The 19,586-nt window shown below is 67.4% G+C and carries 21 protein-coding genes; 9 read left to right on the top strand and 12 right to left on the bottom strand.

Features of this window, described 5'->3' with window-relative positions:
• Window positions 1–15: 15 nt before the first annotated feature.
• Together B7L05_RS04385 and B7L05_RS04380 are read left to right on the top strand one after the other, a co-directional pair.
• On the top strand, window positions 16–1,128 hold the full coding sequence (locus B7L05_RS04385; protein ID WP_085808967.1) for an OmpA family protein: 1,113 nt from the start codon (window positions 16–18) through the stop codon (window positions 1,126–1,128).
• 338 nt (window positions 1,129–1,466) lie between these two features.
• Window positions 1,467–2,564 (top strand): PQQ-dependent sugar dehydrogenase, encoded by a 1,098-nt coding sequence (locus B7L05_RS04380; RefSeq protein ID WP_085808966.1) that lies wholly within the window; start codon window positions 1,467–1,469, stop codon window positions 2,562–2,564.
• Here B7L05_RS04380 and B7L05_RS04375 read toward each other — a convergent pair.
• Complete coding sequence (locus tag B7L05_RS04375) at window positions 2,548–2,928, bottom strand: PaaI family thioesterase (protein WP_085808965.1); 381 nt, start codon at window positions 2,926–2,928, stop codon at window positions 2,548–2,550. The two genes, B7L05_RS04380 and B7L05_RS04375, sit on opposite strands and share 17 nt — an antisense overlap.
• The gene (locus tag B7L05_RS04370; protein WP_085808964.1) at window positions 2,925–3,377 is read right to left on the bottom strand and encodes a PaaI family thioesterase; all 453 of its coding nucleotides are present in this window, start codon (window positions 3,375–3,377) and stop codon (window positions 2,925–2,927) included. The genes B7L05_RS04375 and B7L05_RS04370 overlap by 4 nt, the downstream gene beginning before the upstream one ends.
• Window positions 3,378–3,491: 114 nt before the next feature.
• Here B7L05_RS04370 and B7L05_RS04365 point away from each other — a divergent pair, with 114 nt between their 5' ends.
• Both B7L05_RS04365 and B7L05_RS04360 read left to right on the top strand, forming a co-directional pair.
• Window positions 3,492–4,274: a crotonase/enoyl-CoA hydratase family protein gene (locus tag B7L05_RS04365; protein WP_085808963.1), complete on the top strand. Its 783-nt coding sequence runs from the start codon at window positions 3,492–3,494 to the stop codon at window positions 4,272–4,274.
• Window positions 4,275–4,343: 69 nt separating this feature from the next.
• Complete coding sequence (locus B7L05_RS04360) at window positions 4,344–4,616, top strand: CsbD family protein (protein WP_085808962.1); 273 nt, start codon at window positions 4,344–4,346, stop codon at window positions 4,614–4,616.
• 40 nt (window positions 4,617–4,656) lie between these two features.
• On the opposite strand, the gene B7L05_RS04355 is transcribed toward B7L05_RS04360, so the two are convergent.
• From B7L05_RS04355 to B7L05_RS04345, 3 genes are all read right to left on the bottom strand, one after another.
• Window positions 4,657–5,100 carry a thioesterase family protein gene (locus B7L05_RS04355; RefSeq protein WP_085808961.1) on the bottom strand — a complete coding sequence of 148 codons (444 nt, stop codon included), beginning with the start codon at window positions 5,098–5,100 and terminating at the stop codon, window positions 4,657–4,659.
• Window positions 5,101–5,332: 232 nt separating this feature from the next.
• Complete coding sequence (locus B7L05_RS04350) at window positions 5,333–6,115, bottom strand: SDR family NAD(P)-dependent oxidoreductase (protein WP_085808960.1); 783 nt, start codon at window positions 6,113–6,115, stop codon at window positions 5,333–5,335.
• A gap of 150 nt (window positions 6,116–6,265) precedes the next feature.
• The gene (locus B7L05_RS04345; protein ID WP_085809101.1) at window positions 6,266–7,471 is read right to left on the bottom strand and encodes an acetyl-CoA C-acetyltransferase; all 1,206 of its coding nucleotides are present in this window, start codon (window positions 7,469–7,471) and stop codon (window positions 6,266–6,268) included.
• 81 nt (window positions 7,472–7,552) lie between these two features.
• Between B7L05_RS04345 and B7L05_RS04340 the strand changes: the two genes are divergently transcribed.
• Window positions 7,553–8,218 carry a nitroreductase gene (locus tag B7L05_RS04340; RefSeq protein ID WP_085808959.1) on the top strand — a complete coding sequence of 222 codons (666 nt, stop codon included), beginning with the start codon at window positions 7,553–7,555 and terminating at the stop codon, window positions 8,216–8,218.
• Between the two features lie 46 nt (window positions 8,219–8,264).
• Here the strand turns inward: B7L05_RS04340 and B7L05_RS04335 are convergent, their stop codons facing one another.
• Both B7L05_RS04335 and B7L05_RS04330 read right to left on the bottom strand, forming a co-directional pair.
• Entirely contained in the window at window positions 8,265–8,525 is a 261-nt protein-coding gene (locus B7L05_RS04335; protein ID WP_085808958.1) for a hypothetical protein, read from the bottom strand.
• Between the two features lie 102 nt (window positions 8,526–8,627).
• Entirely contained in the window at window positions 8,628–9,995 is a 1,368-nt protein-coding gene (locus B7L05_RS04330) for a DEAD/DEAH box helicase (protein WP_085808957.1), read from the bottom strand.
• A 268-nt stretch (window positions 9,996–10,263) separates the two neighbouring features.
• Here B7L05_RS04330 and B7L05_RS04325 point away from each other — a divergent pair, with 268 nt between their 5' ends.
• Together B7L05_RS04325 and B7L05_RS04320 are read left to right on the top strand one after the other, a co-directional pair.
• Window positions 10,264–10,563 (top strand): hypothetical protein, encoded by a 300-nt coding sequence (locus B7L05_RS04325; protein WP_256926597.1) that lies wholly within the window; start codon window positions 10,264–10,266, stop codon window positions 10,561–10,563.
• On the top strand, window positions 10,563–12,098 hold the full coding sequence (locus tag B7L05_RS04320) for a methyl-accepting chemotaxis protein (RefSeq protein WP_085808956.1): 1,536 nt from the start codon (window positions 10,563–10,565) through the stop codon (window positions 12,096–12,098). The genes B7L05_RS04325 and B7L05_RS04320 overlap by 1 nt, the downstream gene beginning before the upstream one ends.
• Here the strand turns inward: B7L05_RS04320 and B7L05_RS04315 are convergent.
• The 3 genes from B7L05_RS04315 to B7L05_RS04305 all read right to left on the bottom strand — a co-directional run bounded on the left by B7L05_RS04315 (window position 12,068) and on the right by B7L05_RS04305 (window position 14,314).
• Window positions 12,068–12,529, bottom strand: a complete 462-nt coding sequence (locus B7L05_RS04315; RefSeq protein WP_085808955.1) for a YdeI/OmpD-associated family protein — start codon at window positions 12,527–12,529, stop codon at window positions 12,068–12,070. The genes B7L05_RS04320 and B7L05_RS04315 overlap by 31 nt on opposite strands.
• A gap of 73 nt (window positions 12,530–12,602) precedes the next feature.
• Window positions 12,603–13,757, bottom strand: coding sequence for an acyl-CoA dehydrogenase family protein (locus B7L05_RS04310; RefSeq protein ID WP_085808954.1), 1,155 nt, complete (start codon window positions 13,755–13,757; stop codon window positions 12,603–12,605).
• Between the two features lie 68 nt (window positions 13,758–13,825).
• Window positions 13,826–14,314, bottom strand: coding sequence for a hypothetical protein (locus tag B7L05_RS04305; protein WP_144037119.1), 489 nt, complete (start codon window positions 14,312–14,314; stop codon window positions 13,826–13,828).
• Between the two features lie 15 nt (window positions 14,315–14,329).
• Here B7L05_RS04305 and B7L05_RS04300 point away from each other — a divergent pair, with 15 nt between their 5' ends.
• Together B7L05_RS04300 and B7L05_RS04295 are read left to right on the top strand one after the other, a co-directional pair.
• Window positions 14,330–16,261: an energy transducer TonB gene (locus B7L05_RS04300; protein WP_218775984.1), complete on the top strand. Its 1,932-nt coding sequence runs from the start codon at window positions 14,330–14,332 to the stop codon at window positions 16,259–16,261.
• A 62-nt stretch (window positions 16,262–16,323) separates the two neighbouring features.
• A complete protein-coding gene (locus B7L05_RS04295) occupies window positions 16,324–17,328 on the top strand; it encodes a fumarylacetoacetate hydrolase family protein (RefSeq protein ID WP_085808951.1) in 1,005 nt (334 codons plus the stop codon).
• Between the two features lie 47 nt (window positions 17,329–17,375).
• Here the strand turns inward: B7L05_RS04295 and B7L05_RS04290 are convergent, their stop codons facing one another.
• On the bottom strand, window positions 17,376–18,245 hold the full coding sequence (locus B7L05_RS04290; RefSeq protein ID WP_085808950.1) for an acyl-CoA thioesterase domain-containing protein: 870 nt from the start codon (window positions 18,243–18,245) through the stop codon (window positions 17,376–17,378).
• On the bottom strand, window positions 18,242–19,567 hold the full coding sequence (locus tag B7L05_RS04285; RefSeq protein WP_085808949.1) for a cytochrome P450: 1,326 nt from the start codon (window positions 19,565–19,567) through the stop codon (window positions 18,242–18,244). Before B7L05_RS04285 ends, B7L05_RS04290 begins: the two co-directional genes overlap by 4 nt.
• Window positions 19,568–19,586: the final 19 nt, after the last annotated feature.

Raw genomic sequence — 19,586 nt, 5'->3', positions numbered from 1 at the left:
TGAAAGGGGAATAAGATGCGGAAGCTTGCCGTAGTTATGGCACTCGCCTCCACCGCACTCGCCTCGCCAGCACTCGCCCGCGACAACGCGTGGTATGTTGGCGCCGAGTTCGGTGGCATGATCGTCGAAGACATCGACTATGACATCGCCAATGGCGCCACTGGTGGCACCGCGACCCTCGATCACGACTATGGCTGGGATGCCGATGGCGTCGTGGGTTACGATTTCGGTGGCTTCCGCCTCGAAGCCGAAGTCGCGTACAAGTCGGCTGACGTCGACAGCTACACGTCGAACCTGGTGACCCCGGCGAACTTCGCCACCGGCACGCGCAACGTTGCCGCCGGCACGTATCCGCTGGCGGGTGGTCGCTCGACCGCGCTCAGCTTCATGGTCAACGGTCTGCTCGACTTCGGCGACGACGACGGCCTGCAGGGCTTCGTCGGCGGCGGTGCCGGTGTGGCGCGCGTAAAGACGCGCATCGCGCTGAACCAGCGTGGCAGCTTCCTCGACGACTCCGACACCGTCTTCGCATGGCAGGGCATCGCGGGCATCCGCGCGCCGCTGACCGACAACGTCGACGTGTCGCTGAAGTATCGCTTCTTCAACGCGAGCAACGTCGAGACGGTCGACTTCCTGAACCGCCAGTTCGAGGGTCGTTTCCGCTCGCACAGCATCCTGGGTGGTCTGACCTACAACTTCGGTGAGCCGGCCGCACCGCCGCCGCCGCCGCCGCCGCCGCCTCCCCCGCCCCCGCCGCCGCCGCCGCCGGAAGTGGTCTGCTCGCCGGGTCCGTTCATTGTGTTCTTCGAGTGGGACAAGTCGGACATCACGCCGGAAGCAGCGTCGATCCTCGACAACGCGGTCACGCAGTACCAGTCGTGCGGCAACGCGCAGGTCATGCTGGCCGGCCACGCCGACCGTTCGGGTGCCGCTTCGTACAACGTGGGTCTCTCGCAGCGTCGTGCAGACGCGGTGAAGGGCTACCTCACGTCGAAGGCGATCCCCGAGGGCGTCATCTCGACCGAGGCGTTCGGCGAAAGCCGTCCGCGTGTCGATACCGCCGACGGTGTGCGCGAAGTGCAGAACCGTCGCGTGGAAGTCACCTACGGTCCGGGTTCGGGCCAGTAAGGTCGACGGCCATTCGGCTAAAGGATTGGGGAGGTCGGTTCGCCGGGCTCCCTTTTCTTTGTGCGCTGCCCGTTCCATTCGTAATTCCGCCGACTGACTGCGTTCAGGCGGTAAAACCGGTAGCCGCAGCCATCGGCATCGCGTCGACATCGTGGCGCGGCATCGGCTGAGCGACGGGGCCGAGGCGCGAGTGGACCGCTATCTCAAGATCGACTTTGTTACATCTTGTCGCTGCGCGTCGTGTCTCGCGGCGACGTGGAACCGCCGCGCAGTCCGCCGGTATAGTCTGCATCATCGTTGCAGGAGCTATCGTGATCCGTTCCCTGTTCGTCGCCGGTATGGTTGTCGCCACGGCATGTTCCGCGGCGCCGCAATCGCCTCCTAAGTCGAGCGCAGGTGTGCCTTTCACCGCCACCCCAATTGCCGACTTCGATTCGCCGTGGGCGATGACGTTCCTCCCCGATCGGCGGATGCTGGTGACAGAGAAGGACGGGCGCCTGCTGCTGGTGAGCGCTGACGGCAAAAGCCGTACGACCGTCGCGACGCTACCGGTCGACAGTGCGGGGCAGGGCGGCCTGATGGACGTCGTGCTCGCACCGGACTTCGGGACGACGAAGCGCGTCTACCTCAGCTGGTCGAGCGCGGGCGAGGGCGGGAAAGGCGTGGTGCTGGCGCGCGGCGTGCTCGACACGGCGGCCGGTGCCGAGAGACTGCGGCAGATCGAAGTGCTGTTCCGGGCGACGCCGTTCGTCGAGGGGAACGGCCATTACTCGGGCCGCATCGCCTTCTCGCCCGACAGCAGATATCTCTTCTTCACCAATGGCGAGCGGCAGAAGTTCGATCCAGCGCAAGATCCGAAAGCAACGCTCGGCAAGGTGCTGCGGCTGACGCTTGACGGTAAGCCAGCGCCGGGCAATCCACTCGCCGCGCGGGGGTTCCACCCGGCAGTTTGGAGCTACGGGCATCGCAACCTGCTGGGGATCGCGTTCGACGCGTCGGGCAATCTGTGGGAGCAGGAGATGGGCCCGAAGGGCGGCGACGAGGTCAATCTCATCCAGCCCGGTCGGAACTACGGCTATCCCAAGGTTTCAAATGGCGATCACTACGACGGCCGGCCGATCCCCGATCATGCGCCCGGCGACGGGTTCGAAGCGCCCAAGGTGTCGTGGAACCCGGTGATCTCACCCGGCGGCCTGATGATCTATTCGGGCAATCTCTTCCCGCAGTGGAAGGGCGACGCGTTCATCGGTGGGCTTTCGTCCAAGGCGCTGGTGCGCGTCGACCTCAACGGCACGCAGGCGACCAAGGGCGATCAATGGGACATGGGCGCCCGCATCCGCGAGGTCGAGCAAGGGCCGGAGGGCGCGATCTACGTGCTGGAGGACGGCGCACAGGGATCGCAGGGGCGGCTGATCAAGCTTACCCCCGCACGATGAGGTAGTTCATGCGAGCAGCGGCGATCGGCTTCGTACGATCGTCCTGCCACGCGATCGCCTCGACATTGGCAATCCGCGTGCCAAGCCGGGTCACCGTGCCAGCGGCGCGGGTGACGCGTTCGCGGCCACCACGCATGAAATCGACGGTGACATTGATCGGCTTGATGCGCCCGCCACCCTCTGCGGCGAGCTGGTGGCGCAAAGCGGCGATCGCGGCGACCTCGATCAGCCCGGTGATCGCCCCGCCCTGTACGAAGCCCGGGCGGCCGAGCACGGCGTGGCTGAACGGCATGGCGAGAACCGGCAGCCCATCCTCCCACTCGAGCGTCGCGCCGAGGAGCTCGGCATAGGGCGGCAGCTTCATGCGCTCGCTCCTACGCCGGCGCCGTCGAGGAACATGAACGTCCCGCTGACGTGCGCGATCGGATCAGCAGGATCGCCATCATGCGCGTGGCCGCGGACGAAGGCGATCGAGCGTTTGATCGCGAAGCTCTCGCCATGACCGATGACGGTGTGACCCGGCCGCGCGGGGCGCAGGTAATCGAGCCGCAGATCAAGCGTGGCGTGCGGCACGAAGCGGCCGAGCTTGCGCATAGTCGCCAGGCTGGTGGCGATATCCATCAAGGCGAAGATCGGCCCCGAGGCGATGACACCGCTATCCTCGTCTCCGATCATGTCAGCCGCGTAGGGCAGGGCGAGCTCGACCCAATCGGCGCCGTGCGCGTGATAGCCGATGCCGAGCCGTGATCCATGCCCGCCGAAGCGCACGTCCTTCAGCCCAGGCAGCCCCGCCAATGCCGCATCGATATTCATGGAAGAGCGATCTACACCAGCCCCGGGCGAGCGCAACGGCGCGGCATCAGCGGCATTGATGCCTGACGCTGCCTGATCTAAGTCGATCGTATCACTTTCGAGCGAGAGGCGGACATGGACGAGCGCGTTACGGTCACGGTGGAGAACGGTATTGCCGATGTGCGGCTGATCCGGACCGACAAGATGAATGCCTTGGATCCCGCGATGTTCGCTGGGATCAACGGCGCGATCGAGAAGCTGGCCGCGATGAAGGACGTGCGCGTGGCCGTTCTATCGGGCGATGGGCGCGCCTTTTGTGCGGGGCTCGACATGGCGTCGATGGCGGGCGGTGGCTCGGGCAACGATCTGGGGGCGCGCAGCCACGGTGTCGCGAATACCGCGCAGAACGTCGCCTGGGGTTGGCGCGCACTGCCCATGCCGGTGATCGCTGCGGTGCACGGCGTAGCGCTCGGCGGTGGTTTCCAGATCATGTCGGGCGCCTGCGTTCGCATCGCCCATCCCGCGACGCGCATGTCGATCCGCGAGACCTATTGGGGGCTGGTGCCGGACATGGCGGGACTCGCGCTGTGGCGAACGCTGGTACGCGACGATGTGCTACGCGACCTGACCTACAGCGCGCGCGAATTCACCGCAGTCGACGCCGAGCGCTACGGCTTCGTCACGCGGCTGGCCGATGATCCGCGCGCTGCGGCGTTCGAACTGGCGCGCGAGATCGCCGGGCGTAACCCCGACGCGGTCAAGGCGTCGAAGCGGCTGATCAACCTGATGGCCGACGGTGATACCGCGACGATGCTGCAGGCGGAGAGCGACGAGCAGATCAAGCTCATGCGCTCGCCCAATCAGGTCGAGGCGGTTCGCGCCAACATGGAGAAGCGCGTGGCCGTATTCGCCGATTGAGGCACGATACGGCACTATTTCGTGGGTCATTGGTTTGCGCACCTGTCTCAACAACTAGGAGTTCGAACCATGGTCGACGCGGTAATTGGTGATCTCAACAACGTCACCGGCAAGGTGAAGGAAACCGCGGGCGCAGCGACCGGCGACCGTTCGCTGCAGGCGAGCGGGATCGTGGATCAGGTGAAGGGCGCGTTCCAGAAGGCGACCGCACCGGGCGTCGACGGGCAGCCGCAGGTCGTCGGCAAGGCGAAGGCGTTCGCCAAGGAGCGGCCGTGGGCGACGGCGGCACTGGTCGGCGTGCTCGGCCTCGCCACGCTCGGCACGCTGCGCGGCCAGCGTTGATGAAGCAGCTCCCGCGCTGGGTGATTGCCCGGCGCGGGCGCTACTGACCGCTGACCTGCACCGCTTTCAAACGCGCAACGAAGTCTTCCGGCAGCCCGACGCCTTTGGGATCAGTCATCACGATCGTCGTGTCGCAGGTGGCGATGCACGCCCCCGACTGGAAAGCGGCCGCCAGCATTTCGAAGCTGCGGGTGCCGATCTTGCCGATCCCCAGCGCGATTTCGACGTCCTCGGGGAAGCTGCCCTCCGCTAGATAATTGATCTCGTTGCGCGCGACGACTGCGCGGAACGACCCTTCCGCCATCTTGCCGCGCGAGACGCGGCCGAGCGCCTGGTTCATCCGCACGCGCGCATCCTCGAACAACGAGGCGTAGGCGACGTTGTTAAGATGCCCCATCGTGTCGAGATCCTGAAAGCGCGTCTGCTTCGTCTCGTGCTTCGGATAGGATGCGGGATCGAGGCGCCACGGCGCGGGGCGAGGCATCGGCTGTTATCCTGGCTAGGCCGGACCCCCGAACGGGATCGCTGGCGATTGTTTCAGCGGATCTATCGCCGCTGAAATGTCGACGCCGGGACGAGCCCGGCGTGACTTCTTCAGGTTCTGTGCGGCGTGGCCGTCACGGAGCGAGTTCCGTGACGTCAGACGCGGCGCATTGCATCGCGCTGGCCGACGTGGGGCGTTGTCGCGTGCAGTTTGCACGCGCTCGCCCTGCGGCTCACCGCGGCGCCATGCGGATTGCGCCGTCGAGGCGGACGTCCTCGCCGTTGAAATAGCCATTCTCGATCATGAGCGTGGCGAGTGCGGCATATTCCTCCGGGTTGCCGAGGCGCTTGGGGAACGGCACCGACGCGGACAGTGCGTCCTTCACGTTCTGCGGTGCGGCAGCGAGCAGCGGCGTGTTGAAGATGCCGGGCAGGATGGTGTTGACGCGGATGCCCTCGCTCATCAGGTCGCGCGCGATCGGCAGCGTCATGCCGACGACACCACCCTTCGAAGCCGAATAGGCCGCCTGGCCGATCTGGCCGTCCTCGGCCGCGACGCTCGCGGTGTTGACGATCGCGCCGCGATCACCGTCCTCGAGCGGATCGAGCGTCATCATGCCCGCTGCCGACTTGGCGATGCAGCGGAACGTGCCAACGAGGTTGATCTGGATGATCCAGTTGAACGCATCGAGCGGGAAGTGCTTGATCGAGCCGTCTTCCTTGCTGCGGCTGGCGGTCTTTACCGCATTGCCGGTGCCCGCGCAGTTTACCAGAATGCGCTCCTGCCCGATTGCCTCGCGCGCCTTGGCAAAGCCGGCGTCGACCGACGCCTCGTCAGTGACGTTGACCTTGCAGAACACACCGCCGAGTTCCTTGGCCATCGCCTCGCCCTTCTCCTCCTGAAGGTCGAAGATCGCGACCTTGACGCCCTTCGAGGCGAGCAGGCGTGCGGTGGCGGCGCCGAGGCCGGATGCGCCGCCGGTGACGACGGCGGAAATATTGTTGTCGAGCTTCATGCGATAATCCCCTCCCGATACGGCATGACGGCTGTGACCGGCATCCGCGGATGTTTGCGGCGCCACACGGCGCCCATAGAAAGACTTAGCGGCAAAGGCCCGCCGTCATCGGGCGCGTGCGCACGATGACGGCGGGCAAACGCGCAGCGCTTATTCTGCCGCTTGCGCGACGTCGCCCTGCCAGTCGCAATTCTCGATGATCGTGACGTTGGCGACGCCGCCGCCCTCGCACATCGTCTGCAGGCCATAGCGGCCGCCGCGACGCTTCAACTCGTGCACCAGCGTCGCCATCAGCTTCGTCCCCGACGCGCCGAGCGGGTGGCCGAGCGCGATCGCGCCGCCGTTGACGTTGAGCTTGTTGGGATCGGCCTTGGTGTGCTGCAGCCACGCGACCGGCACCGACGCGAACGCCTCGTTCACCTCGTAGAGATCGATGTCGTCGATCGAGAGGCCGGCCTTCTTGAGCGCCTTGTCGGTCGCGAACAGCGGCTCTTCGAGCATGATCACCGGATCACCCGCGGTGACGGTAAGGTTGACGATCTTCGCCAGCGGCTTGAGGTTGTACTTCTTCAGCGCTTCCTCGCTGACGATCAGCACCGCGCTGGCGCCGTCGCAGATCTGGCTCGACGAGGCCGCGGTCAGCACGCCCTCTTCCGACAGCTTCTTGACGCCCGCCATGCCCTCGGCCGAGGCGTCGTAGCGGATGCCCTCGTCGCTGGTATGCTGGTCCTTACCGTCGGCAGCCTCGACCTCGACGGGAACGATCTCGTCCTTGAACTTGCCGCCCTGCGTCGCGGCGACCGCCTTGCGGTGAGAGTTCAGCGAATATTCGTCGAGCTGCTCACGCGTATAGCCGTATTTCTTGGCAATCATCTCGGCACCGGCGAACTGGTTGAAGTTGATGCCGGGGAACTTCTCCTCGAGCCCCGGCGACTTGTTCTTGCCGAGACCCGCGTCGTAGAACAGCTTGTAGGTCGAGCCCATCGGCACGCGCGTCATGCTCTCAACGCCTGCCGCGATCACCACGTCCTGCGTGCCCGACATCACCGCCTGTGCCGCGAACTGGATCGCCTGCTGCGACGAGCCGCACTGGCGATCGATCGTCACCGCCGGGGTCGACTGCGCGAGCTTCTTCGACGCGAGCACCGCGTTGCGCCCGACCTGGCCGGCCTGCTCGCCGCCCTGGCTGACGCAGCCCATCACGACGTCCTCGACCGCATCGCCGGGCAAGCCCGACCGCTCGATGACGGCATCCAGCACCGTGGCCGCCAGATCGACCGGATGAACGCCCGCGAGCTTGCCGCCGCGCCGTCCCCCAGCCGTCCGAACCGCTTCGACGATATACGCCTCAGGCATCTTCCGACTCTCCATAACAGATGTTATCCCAGCCGCTCATGTGGCGCGATTTGACGCGCACGGCAAGGGGTGGAGAGGCGAATGAACGTTTCCGAAGCAGTGGCCGAACGGCGCTCGGTGCGCGGATTTCTCGACAAGGAGGTGCCGCTCGACGTGCTGAAGGCGCTGGCGCTCAAGTCGGCGCGTGCGGCGACCGGGGGCAATATCCAGCCGTGGCATATCGACATCGTCACTGGCGGCAAGATGGACGAGTTGAAGGAGATCATGCGCGGCAAGATCGAGCGGCGCGAGACCGAGACGCCCGGCTACGACATTTATCCGCGCGAGATGACCGACGCGACCAAGGCGCGAACGCAGCAGATCGGCGAGATCATGTACGGCCATCTCGGCATCCCGCGCGACGACAAGCGGGCGCGGGCGCAGTGGTTCGCGCGCAACTTCCAGTTCTTCGGCGCTCCGTCGGCCTTTTTCGTCACCGTCGATCGACGGATGGGGCCGCCGCAATGGTCCGATCTGGGCATGTATCTGCAGACGCTGATGCTGCTCGCGGTCGAGGAAGGGCTGGCGACATGCCCGCAGGAGTGCTGGGCGGTCTACCCAAACACGGTCGAGGCGTTTCTCGGCACGCCGTCCGAGCGGATGCTCTTCTGCGGCGTCGCGATCGGCTACGAGGATGCCGCCGAGCCGGCGAATCGCACGCGCAGCCCGCGCGCGCCGGAGGAGGAATGGCTCACCGTGCTCGCCTAGCACAATGAGGTAGCGCGCGGCCCGGGATCGACCGGGTCGCGCCGCCTCAATTGTTCTCCGGCCGCCCTTCGTCGATCGCGGCGAGGATCATGCGCTCCCACGCGGCGGTATCGCCGACGCTCGCCATCGCCTCGCTCGGCGCGCGCAAGGTGTGGAGCACCGCGAGAGCATCGTTGCGATAGTCCCGCCACGTCGCATCGATCGCGCCGCTGGCGGATTCCTGATCGCCATCGGCGTTGGCGCTGATGCGCTGTCCGGCGAGAACGCGTGCAATACGCTCCACCACCGATCCTGTCGCTGTATCCATCGTGCTGCTCCTCCTGAGGTCGAAGGGTGAACCGATGGGCGCGGCGCCGGGTTTCACGGCACCGCGTTGATCGAGGTCAAGCGAGAAGCAGCAGGTTACGCGTCAGGCCTGCGCTGCCGACCGCGGCCCGCCGCGACCGCGGCCGCCGCGGCTCCGACCACCGCCGCCACCGCCACCATTGCCGCGGCGGCTGGCGTTCGCGTAATCGCGCGTCGCCGTCGGCGCGTGTGTCGCGCGCGGCCGCGCCGGCCCACGCTGCGCCCGCGGGCGATCCTCGCGCGGCGCAGGGTCGGCGCCGATCGCCTTGACGCGAGCAGCCTTGAGCGCGTCGGCGCGCTTCATGAAATCGTCGGGCAGCGCGCGCTGCGGCACCTTCTGCCGCGTCACCTTCTCGATGTCCTTCAGATACGGCCGCTCGTCGTCGGCGCAGAAGGCGATGGCGACGCCGCTCGCCCCGGCACGTGCCGTCCGGCCGATACGGTGGACATACTGTTCCGCGACGTTGGGCAGCTCAAAATTGAAGACGTGGCTGACGCCCGAGACGTCGATTCCGCGCGCGGCGATATCGGTCGCGACCAGGATCGGCGTCTCGCCCGACTTGAATGCGGCGAGCGCGCGCTCGCGTTGCGGCTGGCTCTTGTTGCCGTGGATTGCGTTCGACGCGATACCGTTGCCCGCCAGCAACTTCACGACACGGTCGGCGCCATGCTTGGTACGGGTGAAGACCAGCGCGCGCTCGATCTTCTCCTCCTGGATCAGCATCGTCAGCAACGCCTGCTTTTCCGACTGGTTGACGAACACCACCTGCTGCGCGACGCGCTCCGCCGTGGTCGCCGCCGGCACGACCGATACGGTCTGCGGATCGGTGAGGAACTGGTTGGCGAGATCGCGGATCGACGTCGGCATCGTCGCCGAGAAGAACAGCGTCTGGCGGCGGCGCGGGACGATGCGCACGATCTTCTTCAGCGCGTGGATGAAGCCGAGGTCCATCATCTGGTCGGCCTCGTCGAGCACCAAGATCTCGACCATCGTCAAGTTGCAGAAGCCCTGTTCGACGAGATCAAGCAGGCGGCCCGGCGTCGCGACGAGGATGTCGACGCCGCGCGCCAGATCCTGCCGGTTCTTGTTGATGCTGGTGCCGCCGAACACGGTGGCGACGCTGAGCTTCGAATTGCCGGCATAGGCGCGCGCATTATCGGCGATCTGGCTGGCGAGCTCGCGCGTCGGGGCGAGCACAAGCATGCGCACGTGCGTCGGCAGAACGCGCTTCTGCCCTTCGAGCAGGCGCTGGATCGACGGCAACACGAACGCCGCCGTCTTGCCGGTACCGGTCTGCGCGATGCCGAGCAGATCGCGCCCGGTGAGCACGATCGGGATCGCGTCGCGCTGAATCGGGGTGGGGGTGGTATAGCCCTTGGTGTCGAGCGCGCGGACGAGCGGCTCGGCAAGGCCGAGAGTGGCGAATGACATGGAAAAATCGTACCTAAATGGTCGCGCCCCGCGCGCCATGTGGGCGCACGGGTAGCGGGGGAGAGATGACACCCCGCGTGACTTGGGAAGCCGGTTAGATCAACCGAGGCGGAGCCGGGGCCAAGGGCCCGATCACGCTGCATACGCCTCGATGCTGAGCCAGATGCGCGCGACGCGCGCAAAAGTCAAGCTACGTGATTTGCGTACGCTGCCGTACGCCGGCGTTAACCTTCATCGCTCGATAACCAATCGCCGTCAAAGCGCCCCTATGCGTTTCAGTCTGCAACAGCCCGCCGCGATGGTTCTGCTTCACGCGGCGATCTGCCTCTCGGGCGCCGCGGCAATGGCGCTGGCGCCACCTGCCAGCGGCGCCATGCTGCTGGTGCCGCTGATCGGTGATCCGGGTGTCGTGCGGATCGCGCGGGCGAGCGGCGCACTGCTCGTCGGCACCGGGCCGGCGGGCAGCGTTGTGATCCGTGGCGAGCGCGGCTTGCTGTTCTGGCGGATGCTGCGCGCCGGCGTGCTGCCGATCGCCGCACCCGCCGCCTACTGTGGGAAAGGCCTGTGATGTCGTCGCTCGACGCGCTGCGCGTACGCACGATCCGTACGTTGGCCGTGATAGGCTGGCTCTGCCTGCCGCTGATCGCCGTGTGGGGCGTCGCGATGGGCTCGCCCAACACGTCACTGGCGGTGTTCGTCGCGGCGATGGGCAACATCGTGCCGACGATGATGGCGGTGCGTGGCCGGCATGATCTTTCCGCACGCATGAGCTTCGCGATCCTCGCCGCGCTGCTTCCCGCAGTCTACGTCTATCTGCTGGCCGGTCACATTTGGCAGATGGACGCGCACATGTATTTCTTCGTGGCACTGTCGATGCTCGCGGTGCTGTGCGACTGGCGGCCGCTGGCGCTCGCGTCCGTCCTGATCGCGATCCACCATCTGCTGCTGTCGTACATCCTGCCGCAATGGGTGTTCGAGACGGACGGCACGCTCGGGCGTGTACTGTTCCATGCGCTGGCGGTCATTTTGCAGTTCGCCGCGCTGACCTATCTGACAACGCGGCTGCGCGCGCTGATCCTTGCGCAGGACGCCGCGCGCGGCGAAGCCGAAGCGCTCGTCGCAACGGCGGAGACCGAGCGCAGCCGGGCCTGCGAGGCGCTCGCCGCGGCAGAGGCGGCCGAGGAGCGCTCGCGCCACGAACGGATGCGGCGCAAGGATGCCGAAGTGCGGCTCGAGCGCGAGCGTCGGCAGGCATTCGACCGGCTTGCCGACGAGTTCGAACACTCCGTCTCGGGCGTCGCCGTCGCGATCGAGCAGGCCGCTGCGACGCTCGAGGATTCTGCCACTACGCTCACTCGAATCGCGGCGGACGCGGGGCGGCAGGCGAGCGAGGTCGCCGCCGGCGCGTGCCAGGCGGCCGGCGCGACGCAGGACGTGGCAGATGCCGTGCATCGCCTGACCGGGTCGATCGGCGATATCGCGGGCAGCGCCGCCGCGCAGGCCGCGCTGACGACTACGGTGGAGCGCAATGCCGAGGAGGGCAATCGCGCCGTCCTAGACCTGGCGCGCCGCACTGGCGATATCGGCGGCCTCGTTGGCGAGATCCACGAGATCGCCGCGCGTACCAACCTGCTGGCGTTGAACGCCACGATCGAGGCGGCGCGCGCGGGCGATGCGGGGCGCGGCTTCGCCGTCGTCGCGGGTGAGGTGAAGCAGCTCGCCGGCGGTACCGCCCAGGCGACTGACAAGATCGTCGCGCTGATTGAGAGCGTCCGGCAGGGGATCCACGTCGCAGAGGCGAACATGCTCGGCGCGACCGACGCGGTCAGCCGCGTCGCCACCGCGGCGGGCGACATCCGTGGCGCCGTGTCGGATCAGCGCGGCATGGCGGCAGAGATCGAGCGAACCGCGCAGGACGCGGCGCGCGGTGTCGACATGATCGAGCAGCGGATCGAGCGCGTGGCGAACGCCGTCAACGAGGCCGATGCCCTGTCACGCGGCGTGCGTGAGGCGGCCGTCGCCCTGTCCGATCAGGCGCGGCAGCTGCGGCAGACTACCGACGGCTTCGTCGATCAGCTGCGCTCGGGCGAACGCGCCGCCTGATCTACCGCAGCGGCGACGCGTCGCGCGCGCGTCTTGTCTCGCTTGGCGGCGAGGATGGCGTCGACGTGCTCGCGCCGCACGGTCACGCTCAGCCGCAGCCACGCATCCATCGCCGCCCCGCGCTCGAGCGCAACGGCGAGATCGTCCGGGATCGCCACGGTGCGAGGCTCGGTGTCGAGCGCCAGCGTCACCGCATAGGATTCGCCGGAGACGACGCCGGCCGCGATGCGATGCGAGCGTCGCAGCGGCACGAAAGCGCACCCCGCCCGGATCGCGATCGTCGATCGATAGCAATAGCCGTTGATCGTAACGACGACCGGCGGGTTGGCGCGGCCGAAGACGGCGCGCGGATCGGCGTCGATCGGGATGGCCGCTATCGTCCCGTCCAGCCGCAGCGGCGTGGTGAAGCTGAGCGTCGGTCCGTCACGCATCGCCGCACGCTAGAACGACAACGGCCGACAGCATAGCTGCCGGCCGCCGTATCGTTGCGCGATCGACGCGTGCTTACAGCTTGCGCCCGATCACTTCCTTCATGATCTCGTTCGTGCCGCCGTAGATCCGGCTGACGCGCGCGCCGCGCCACATCTTGGCGATCGGATATTCGTTCATGTAACCCGCGCCGCCGTGCAGCTGGAGGCACTTGTCCATCACTTCCCACTGGAGGTCGGTGTGCCACAGCTTAGCCGCGGCGCCTTCCTCGTTGGTCAGCTCGCCCTTCAAGTGGCGCGCGATCGCCCAGTCGAGGTGCGCCCAACCGACCTGCAGCTTCGCCTTGAGATCGGCGAGGACGAACTTGGTGTTCTGGAAGTCGAACACCGTGCCCTTGAACGCCTTGCGATCCTTCACGAACGCGACGGTATCGTCGAACGCCTTCTGCGCCGAGGCATGCGTCGATACCGCGATCGACAGCCGCTCCTGCGGCAGCTGGCTCATCAGGTAGATGAAGCCCATGCCCTCTTCACCAAGGCAGTTGGTGATCGGCACGCGCACGTCCTCGAAGAACAGCTCGGACGTGTCCGCCGCGTCCTGCCCGATCTTGTCGAGCTTGCGCCCCTTGCTGAACCCCTCGCGATCGCTCTCGACCAGGATGATCGACATGCCCTTGTAGGCGGGCTGCGCGGTCGGATCGGTCTTCGCGACGACCAGCGTCAGATCGGTGTTCTGGCCATTGGTGATGTACGTCTTCGATCCGTTGATGACGTAGTGGTTGCCGTCCTTCTTCGCGGTGGTGCGGATCGACTGAAGATCGCTGCCCGTGCCAGGCTCGGTCATCGCGATCGCGGTGATCACGTCGCCCGATACCATCTTGGGCAGCCACTCCTTCTTCTGCTCCTCGGACCCGTAGGTTTCCATGTAGCCGGCGACGATGTCCGACTGGAGCGAGAAGCCCGCAGGCACGCCCGAATAGGCCATTTCCTCGTCGACGATCGCGTTGTAGCCGAAATCGAGGCCGAGCCCGCCGTACTCCTCCGGCACGGTCGGACACAGCATGCCGACTTCTCCGGCCTTCTGCCAGAAGGACTTGGGCACCAGGCGATCCTTCTCCCACTGATCGGCGTGGGGCACGCCGTCCTTGGCCAGGAAGCTGCGCACCGTCTGGCGGAACGCCTCGTGATCCTCATTATACGCAAAACGGCCCGCGACCTGGTCGAGCGACATGGAAAAACCCCTCCGAAACGTGATCACTAATTCTCGCGATCACGCACGATCGGGTCAAGTAACTTTTGTTATGGTGCCACCCCCCGATGCAGCGCGCGGCAGCGCATGACGAGCGCCCGCGCGCGCAGCGCGTCGAGCCCGCCGCGTTGCTCGGCACAGATCCGCCCATCGGCCCCGATCGCGACGCTGTACGGCAGGCCAGGCGTGCGCGCGAGCAGTGCGACGCGCGCCGCAGCATGGATCGCGGGGTCCGGCTCCCAGCGACGCGGCGGCGGCAGGGTGGCGACCATGCGGCGCCCGCTGCGATCGTCGTCGATCAGCATCACGCGCACCGACAACGGCGCTGCCGCCTGCGCAATCGCGTCGAGTTGGGCGAGCTCGCCGCGGCACGGCGCGCACCAGCCTGCGACCAGCAGTAGAACCGTGCCGGGCGGATAGGGCACCGGCTCGATCGCTGCTGACGTCGCGGCAAGCCCGAGCAATGCGGTGATGATAGTGCCACTTCGCATCATCCAGCGGCTCGACTTGGCGACGAATTCATGATTGTTCTGCCGCAACGGGGGGGATGTAAGATGCTGTATCTGCTAGCGTTGCTGGCCACGGGTCAAGCGGGGGGCACGCCGCCGGCCGGCGCGGCCAGCTTGCAACAACAGTTCGACGCCGCGAGCGATGCCTCGGCCAGCCCGGGCAGGTGCGAGGAAGCGATCGCCGCGTTCGAGGCGATCGAGCGATCGGGGGCGGCAAAGCGCAACGCGCTCGTCGCCGCGGCGATCGACGTGCGCAAAGGGCGCTGCCTGGTGACGGTCGGTCGCGATGCGGAAGGGGAAGCGGCGATCCGTCGGGGCCTGCCGCAACTGCAGGCGCGCGGGGCGACGTTCGCCAGCGACGTGCGTGACGCTATTGTCATGCTCGGTGAGGTCGCGATCAGGCGATCGGATTACGACGGCGCGCTCGTCGAGTACCGCCGCGCGCTCGAGCTCTCGGCCGGGCCGCAGCGTATACTGCCGCTGATGCTGATGGCGCAGGCGCTGATGTTCGACCACGACGGCCAGGCGCTGCGCTATGCGGAGGAGGCGCGCACCATCGTCACCACCTCGCCGGGACTCAGCCCGCGCGACGTCGCGCGGGTCCAGACGATCTATGCGCGCGTCCTGCTCAACGAGGGGCGCGACAAGGAGGCCTATGCGGTGCTGCGCGACAGCCTCGCCAAGCAGGGCGGGCTGGGGCTCAAGGTGACGCTCGACGATATCGCGACGCGATCGGACCTCGCGATCGCCGCGCTGCGCAACAACGACGTCGTCAACGCGCGGCGCTACCTCGTCTACACCGGCGCTGGGCGGATGAAGGACGCGCCGTTCGCGACCGCGGTCGATATGGAGCCGCCGGCCTGCGACCCCGCCGGCGGCGTCCGGCCCGAGGATATCGCGGTGGTCGAGTTCACGCTCGGCAACGACGGGCACGTGACGGACGTCACGCCGATTTTCACCACCGGCGGGAGAGCCAGTGCGATCGCCTTCGCGCAGGCGGTGCGCGACTGGTCGTGGAAGCCCGAGAGCGCGCGCGCCATTCCGCTGATCTACCGCGCGTCGACACGGATCGAGCTGCGCTGCATCCGGGCGGCGGAGCGGCCCTCGATCTTCGGGCCGGTGGCGGACGCGCTTAGCGCCTGGTTCGACAGCCGCGGCGTTGGCAGTCCGGCGTGGGCGGACATGCCCGATGCGCGCGCTCTGCCTATGCAGCGGATCGATGCCGCGCGCGACGACCTCGTCGGATTGCGCGGCGCGATAATGCTCTCGATGAGCCCGCTGCTTGACGAGAAGGAGCGCGATGTGATGCGGGCGAAGGCGCGCGCGCTGGCGACCACGCTCAACGCCCCACCCGCGGCGCAGGCGCTGCTGACCGGGCGCGACATGAAGAAATACGATGCCACGAAATATCGCGCCGCCTTGCGCGCGACGCTCGCGGAGCCGGCGGTCGCTGCCGATGCCGTGTCTGCCGCTACGCTGCGGCTCGCGATCGCCGCGCCGCGGTTCAAAGCCTCGGCACCGCCTGATGCGGTGCAATTGCTCGACGCCGTGATCGCCGCGCCATTGCAGGCCGGCCACCCGCTCAAGGTCGCGGCGCTGTTGCAGAAGGCGGACGCGCTTGCCCGCCTGCGCGATGTCGCAGGCGCGCAGGCCGCGTTCCGGCAGACTGGTCTGACGGCGGAGCAATGCGCGCTGATCGGGCTGGAGCCGGCGGTCAGGCGCACTGGCGGCGGCAGCTCGGATTATCCCGACGCGGCCGCGCGCTTCGGCTTCGAGGGATGGGTGCGCGCCGAATTCGATGTGACCGCGGATGGCCGTACCGCAACGCAGCGCGCCGTTGCCGCTTATCCCCCCTTTATCTTCAACGACGCTGCGATGGGCGTGGTGCGTGACGCGCGCTTCACCAGCAGCTTCCGTCCCGAAGGCGCACTGGCCTGTTCGGGGCAGCAGCAGTCGATCGTCTTCCACATGCCGTGACCGCCGCTCTCGACTTCGCCCGGCGCGCGCGCCTATGCCGGGCGGTGAAGGAGAGGTAACCGATGAAACTTGCGAGCCTGAAGCACGGACGGGACGGCAAGCTCGTCGTCGTATCGAACGATCTCGCCTGGTGCGCCGATGCAACGCATATCGCACCCACGCTGCAGGCGGCGCTCGACGATTGGGATCGGCTGCTGCCCGATCTGCGCAACCTCGCCACCGATCTTGCGCACGAGGTGATCCCGCGCGATCGCTTCCACGAGCATGACGCCGCCTCGCCGCTACCGCGGGCCTATCAGTGGGCGGACGGCTCGGCCTACGTCAATCACGTCGCGCTGGTGCGACAGGCGCGCGGTGCGGAGATGCCCGACAGCTTTTGGCACGATCCGCTGATGTATCAGGGCGGCTCGGACGGGTTCCTCGCCCCGCGCGATCCGATCCCGCTCGCCGACGAGAGCTGGGGCTGCGATCTCGAAGCGGAAGTCGTCGTCGTGACCGGCGACGTGCCGATGGGCGCGAGCCGCGAGGAAGCGCTCGCCGCGATCCGCCTCGTCGGGCTGACCAACGACGTCTCGCTGCGTAACCTTATCCCCGGCGAGCTCGGCAAGGGATTCGGCTTCTTCCAGTCGAAACCGGCGTCGGCCTTCTCACCGGTGTTCGTCACCCCCGACGCGCTGGGCGACTGGTGGCAGGGCGGCAAGCTGCACCGCAAGCTGATGGTCGATCTCAACGGCCAGCCGTTCGGCCGCGCCGAGGCGGGCGAGGACATGACCTTCGACTTCGGCACGCTCGTCGCCCACGCCGCCAGGACGCGCGCGCTCGGCGCAGGCACGATCGTCGGCTCGGGCACCGTGTCGAACCGCGACGCGGACGGCGGGCCGGGCAAGCCGATCGGTGAGGGCGGGGTGGGCTATTCGTGCATCGCCGAGGTGCGCACGATCGAGACGATCGCTGGCGGCCAGCCAGTGACGCCGTTCCTCAAGGCCGGTGATACCGTGCGCATCTGGGCCGAGGACGATCGCCACCACCCGATCTTCGGCGTGATCGAGCAGACTGTCGGCGGTTGACCATGATCGCGCGCATCTTCGTCGGCGCGAAGCATCCGGCCGCGCGGCTAGTCGTGCGGTAGCGTCACCAGCCGCACTTCGCCCGGCGCGTCGGTCATCGCCAGCAGGCGCGCGATCGCGACGGGCTTGGCCGGATCGCCCTGATGCGCGTCGACGTCGATCGTGATCGCTCGCCGGCCGGTCCGCCGCGGCACGACGCGGGTGACGAGCGGGCGGTCGGCGCGCGCGGGGGCGAGATAGCGGATCTCGATGTCTAGCGGGCGGAAGCCGGGATCGAGGGTGGCGACGGCGGATGCCTCGAGCAGCGCCGCGATCACGCCGCCGTGGAACGCCGGCAGCGGCGCGCCGACATGCTCCGGCCGCGGCGTGACCGACATTCCGTCACCCGTCGTCGTTGCGGCAAGATAAGTTGTGAAATCGGTGTCGGTCGAGGGCGGCAGGATCGTCGTGCGGTCCTCGATCCGTCCACCGCCGCCGCCCGGCATCGATCCGATCAGATAGCGCCCGGTCGCCGCACCGACCGGCACGCCATCCGTCAACAACAGCCCGCGCGCGAGTGCGAGATCGCCGTCGCGCACGACGTTCTCGATCACGCAATCGAGCCGCCCGGTAGGCAGCGGCGCGAACCAGTCGACGCGCAGGTCGAGCGTCATCATCGGCGTCGGCTGCGCAAGCGTCGCGAACACGCCGCCCGCGGTCGCCTGATCGGCGAGCACCAGCGCCGCGCCACGCGCGACGCGGCCGTCGGCGTCGCGGGTCGACGGCAGCGAGGCGTCGAGCGAAGTGACGACCGGCCCGCTGTGCGCGGCGCGCTGCTGCATGCCGAGCGCGGCGCAGGCCGGGATGGTGCGCAGATGCTGGTTGGCGTCACGTCCAGGAAAGCCGGGATAGAGGCGCTCGGGATCGCTGAGGCTCACTTGGCGTGATACCGGATCGGCAGGCGCTTGATCCCGCTGACGAAGCTTGCGCGCGTCCACGCTGGATCGCCGTCGAGGGTGAAATCGTCGAAGCGGGCGAGCAATTCCTCGAACAGGATGCGCATCTCCATCTTCGCCAGATGCTGCCCCAGGCACAGATGCGGGCCGTAGCCGAAGGCGAGATGCTGCTTTGCATTGGCGCGATCGACGCGGAACGCGAACGGATCGTCGAACACCGCGGCGTCGCGATTGGCGGACGGGTAGGCCATGACGAGGCCGTCGCCGGCCTTGATCGGCATTCCGGCCACTTCGGTGTCGACCGCGGCGGTGCGGAAGAAATGCTTCACTGGGCTGGACCAGCGGATCATCTCATCGATCGCATTGGGCAGCAGCGCGGGATCGTCGCGCAGCTTCTTCATCTCGGCCGGGTTGCGGATCAGCTCGAGCAGGCCGACGGAGGAGGAGGAACTGGTCGTGTCGTGCCCCGCGGCGGCGATAATGAGGTAGTAGCTCATCGCCTCCATGTTGCCCATCGGCGACCCGTCGGTCAGCGTCGCGTTGGCGATGATCGTCGACACGTCCTCGCGCGGGTTGGCCTTGCGATCGGCGGTGATGCGATCGCACCAGGCATTGAACTCGGCGATGGTGGCGAACAGGCCGCCCATCTCCTCGGGGCGCATGTGGTCGAAATCCTGCGCGCCGAACACTTCCTGCGTGATCTTCATCAGGAACGCTTCGTCCTCGCGCGGCGCACCCAGCGTCAGCATGATGACGCGCAGCGGAAACCAGATCGCGACTTCGGTGGCGAAATCGCATCGCCCGCCGAGCGATGCCATATGCTCGACGCTCTCCTTCGCCAGCGCGCGGATGTCGGCTTCCAGCTGGCGCATGTGCTTGGCGGAGAAATAGCCTTGCGTCATCGCACGGAAGTGGCGGTGATCGGGATTGTCCATGCTGACGAGATTGCGCGTCAGCTTGTCGCTGCCCCCCGTCAGTGCCTTGACGCGCTCCTCGTCGGCGATCGGCGATAGCGTCAGCCGCGGATCGTTGAGAAAGGTCTCGGTATCGAGCTCGACGCGCTTGATGTCGGCATGCCGTGCGACCGTCCAGAACGGGCGATAGCCTTCGGGCTCGCACCAGTAGACCGGTGCTTCCTCGCGCAGATGCTTGAAGATCGCGTGGTAGCGGTCCTCGTTGGCATAGCTGTCGGGATCGACGATCGCGGCGTCGAACGCGGCCTTGTCTGCGGGTCCGGGCACGTTCGGGGTGAGGCCGATGCGCGGTTCCGGGGCGGGCTGGGGGGCGAGGGCGGCGGTGGCCATGGTCGATCTCTCCGATGCG

This window comes from Sphingomonas sp. TZW2008 (assembly GCF_002117915.1).
In the GTDB taxonomy this organism is placed as follows: domain Bacteria; phylum Pseudomonadota; class Alphaproteobacteria; order Sphingomonadales; family Sphingomonadaceae; genus Sphingomonas.
This window is presented reverse-complemented; position numbering and strand designations above follow the sequence as displayed.

Excerpts from the sequence above, each read along its gene's own strand:
- B7L05_RS04350 (WP_085808960.1), bottom strand. The coding sequence starts at position 6,115 with ATGAAGCTCGACAACAATATTTCCGCCGTCGTCACCGGCGGCGCATCC.
- B7L05_RS04320 (WP_085808956.1), top strand. The coding sequence starts at position 10,563 with ATGTCGTCGCTCGACGCGCTGCGCGTACGCACGATCCGTACGTTGGCC.
- B7L05_RS04340 (WP_085808959.1), top strand. The coding sequence starts at position 7,553 with ATGAACGTTTCCGAAGCAGTGGCCGAACGGCGCTCGGTGCGCGGATTT.
- B7L05_RS04360 (WP_085808962.1), top strand. The coding sequence starts at position 4,344 with ATGGTCGACGCGGTAATTGGTGATCTCAACAACGTCACCGGCAAGGTG.
- B7L05_RS04345 (WP_085809101.1), bottom strand. The coding sequence starts at position 7,471 with ATGCCTGAGGCGTATATCGTCGAAGCGGTTCGGACGGCTGGGGGACGG.
- B7L05_RS04375 (WP_085808965.1), bottom strand. The coding sequence starts at position 2,928 with ATGAAGCTGCCGCCCTATGCCGAGCTCCTCGGCGCGACGCTCGAGTGG.
- B7L05_RS04330 (WP_085808957.1), bottom strand. The coding sequence starts at position 9,995 with ATGTCATTCGCCACTCTCGGCCTTGCCGAGCCGCTCGTCCGCGCGCTC.
- B7L05_RS04385 (WP_085808967.1), top strand. The coding sequence starts at position 16 with ATGCGGAAGCTTGCCGTAGTTATGGCACTCGCCTCCACCGCACTCGCC.
- B7L05_RS04325 (WP_256926597.1), top strand. The coding sequence starts at position 10,264 with ATGCGTTTCAGTCTGCAACAGCCCGCCGCGATGGTTCTGCTTCACGCG.
- B7L05_RS04300 (WP_218775984.1), top strand. The coding sequence starts at position 14,330 with ATGCTGTATCTGCTAGCGTTGCTGGCCACGGGTCAAGCGGGGGGCACG.
- B7L05_RS04380 (WP_085808966.1), top strand. The coding sequence starts at position 1,467 with ATGGTTGTCGCCACGGCATGTTCCGCGGCGCCGCAATCGCCTCCTAAG.
- B7L05_RS04335 (WP_085808958.1), bottom strand. The coding sequence starts at position 8,525 with ATGGATACAGCGACAGGATCGGTGGTGGAGCGTATTGCACGCGTTCTC.
- B7L05_RS04355 (WP_085808961.1), bottom strand. The coding sequence starts at position 5,100 with ATGCCTCGCCCCGCGCCGTGGCGCCTCGATCCCGCATCCTATCCGAAG.
- B7L05_RS04365 (WP_085808963.1), top strand. The coding sequence starts at position 3,492 with ATGGACGAGCGCGTTACGGTCACGGTGGAGAACGGTATTGCCGATGTG.
- B7L05_RS04295 (WP_085808951.1), top strand. The coding sequence starts at position 16,324 with ATGAAACTTGCGAGCCTGAAGCACGGACGGGACGGCAAGCTCGTCGTC.
- B7L05_RS04370 (WP_085808964.1), bottom strand. The coding sequence starts at position 3,377 with ATGAATATCGATGCGGCATTGGCGGGGCTGCCTGGGCTGAAGGACGTG.
- B7L05_RS04310 (WP_085808954.1), bottom strand. The coding sequence starts at position 13,757 with ATGTCGCTCGACCAGGTCGCGGGCCGTTTTGCGTATAATGAGGATCAC.
- B7L05_RS04315 (WP_085808955.1), bottom strand. The coding sequence starts at position 12,529 with ATGCGTGACGGACCGACGCTCAGCTTCACCACGCCGCTGCGGCTGGAC.
- B7L05_RS04285 (WP_085808949.1), bottom strand. The coding sequence starts at position 19,567 with ATGGCCACCGCCGCCCTCGCCCCCCAGCCCGCCCCGGAACCGCGCATC.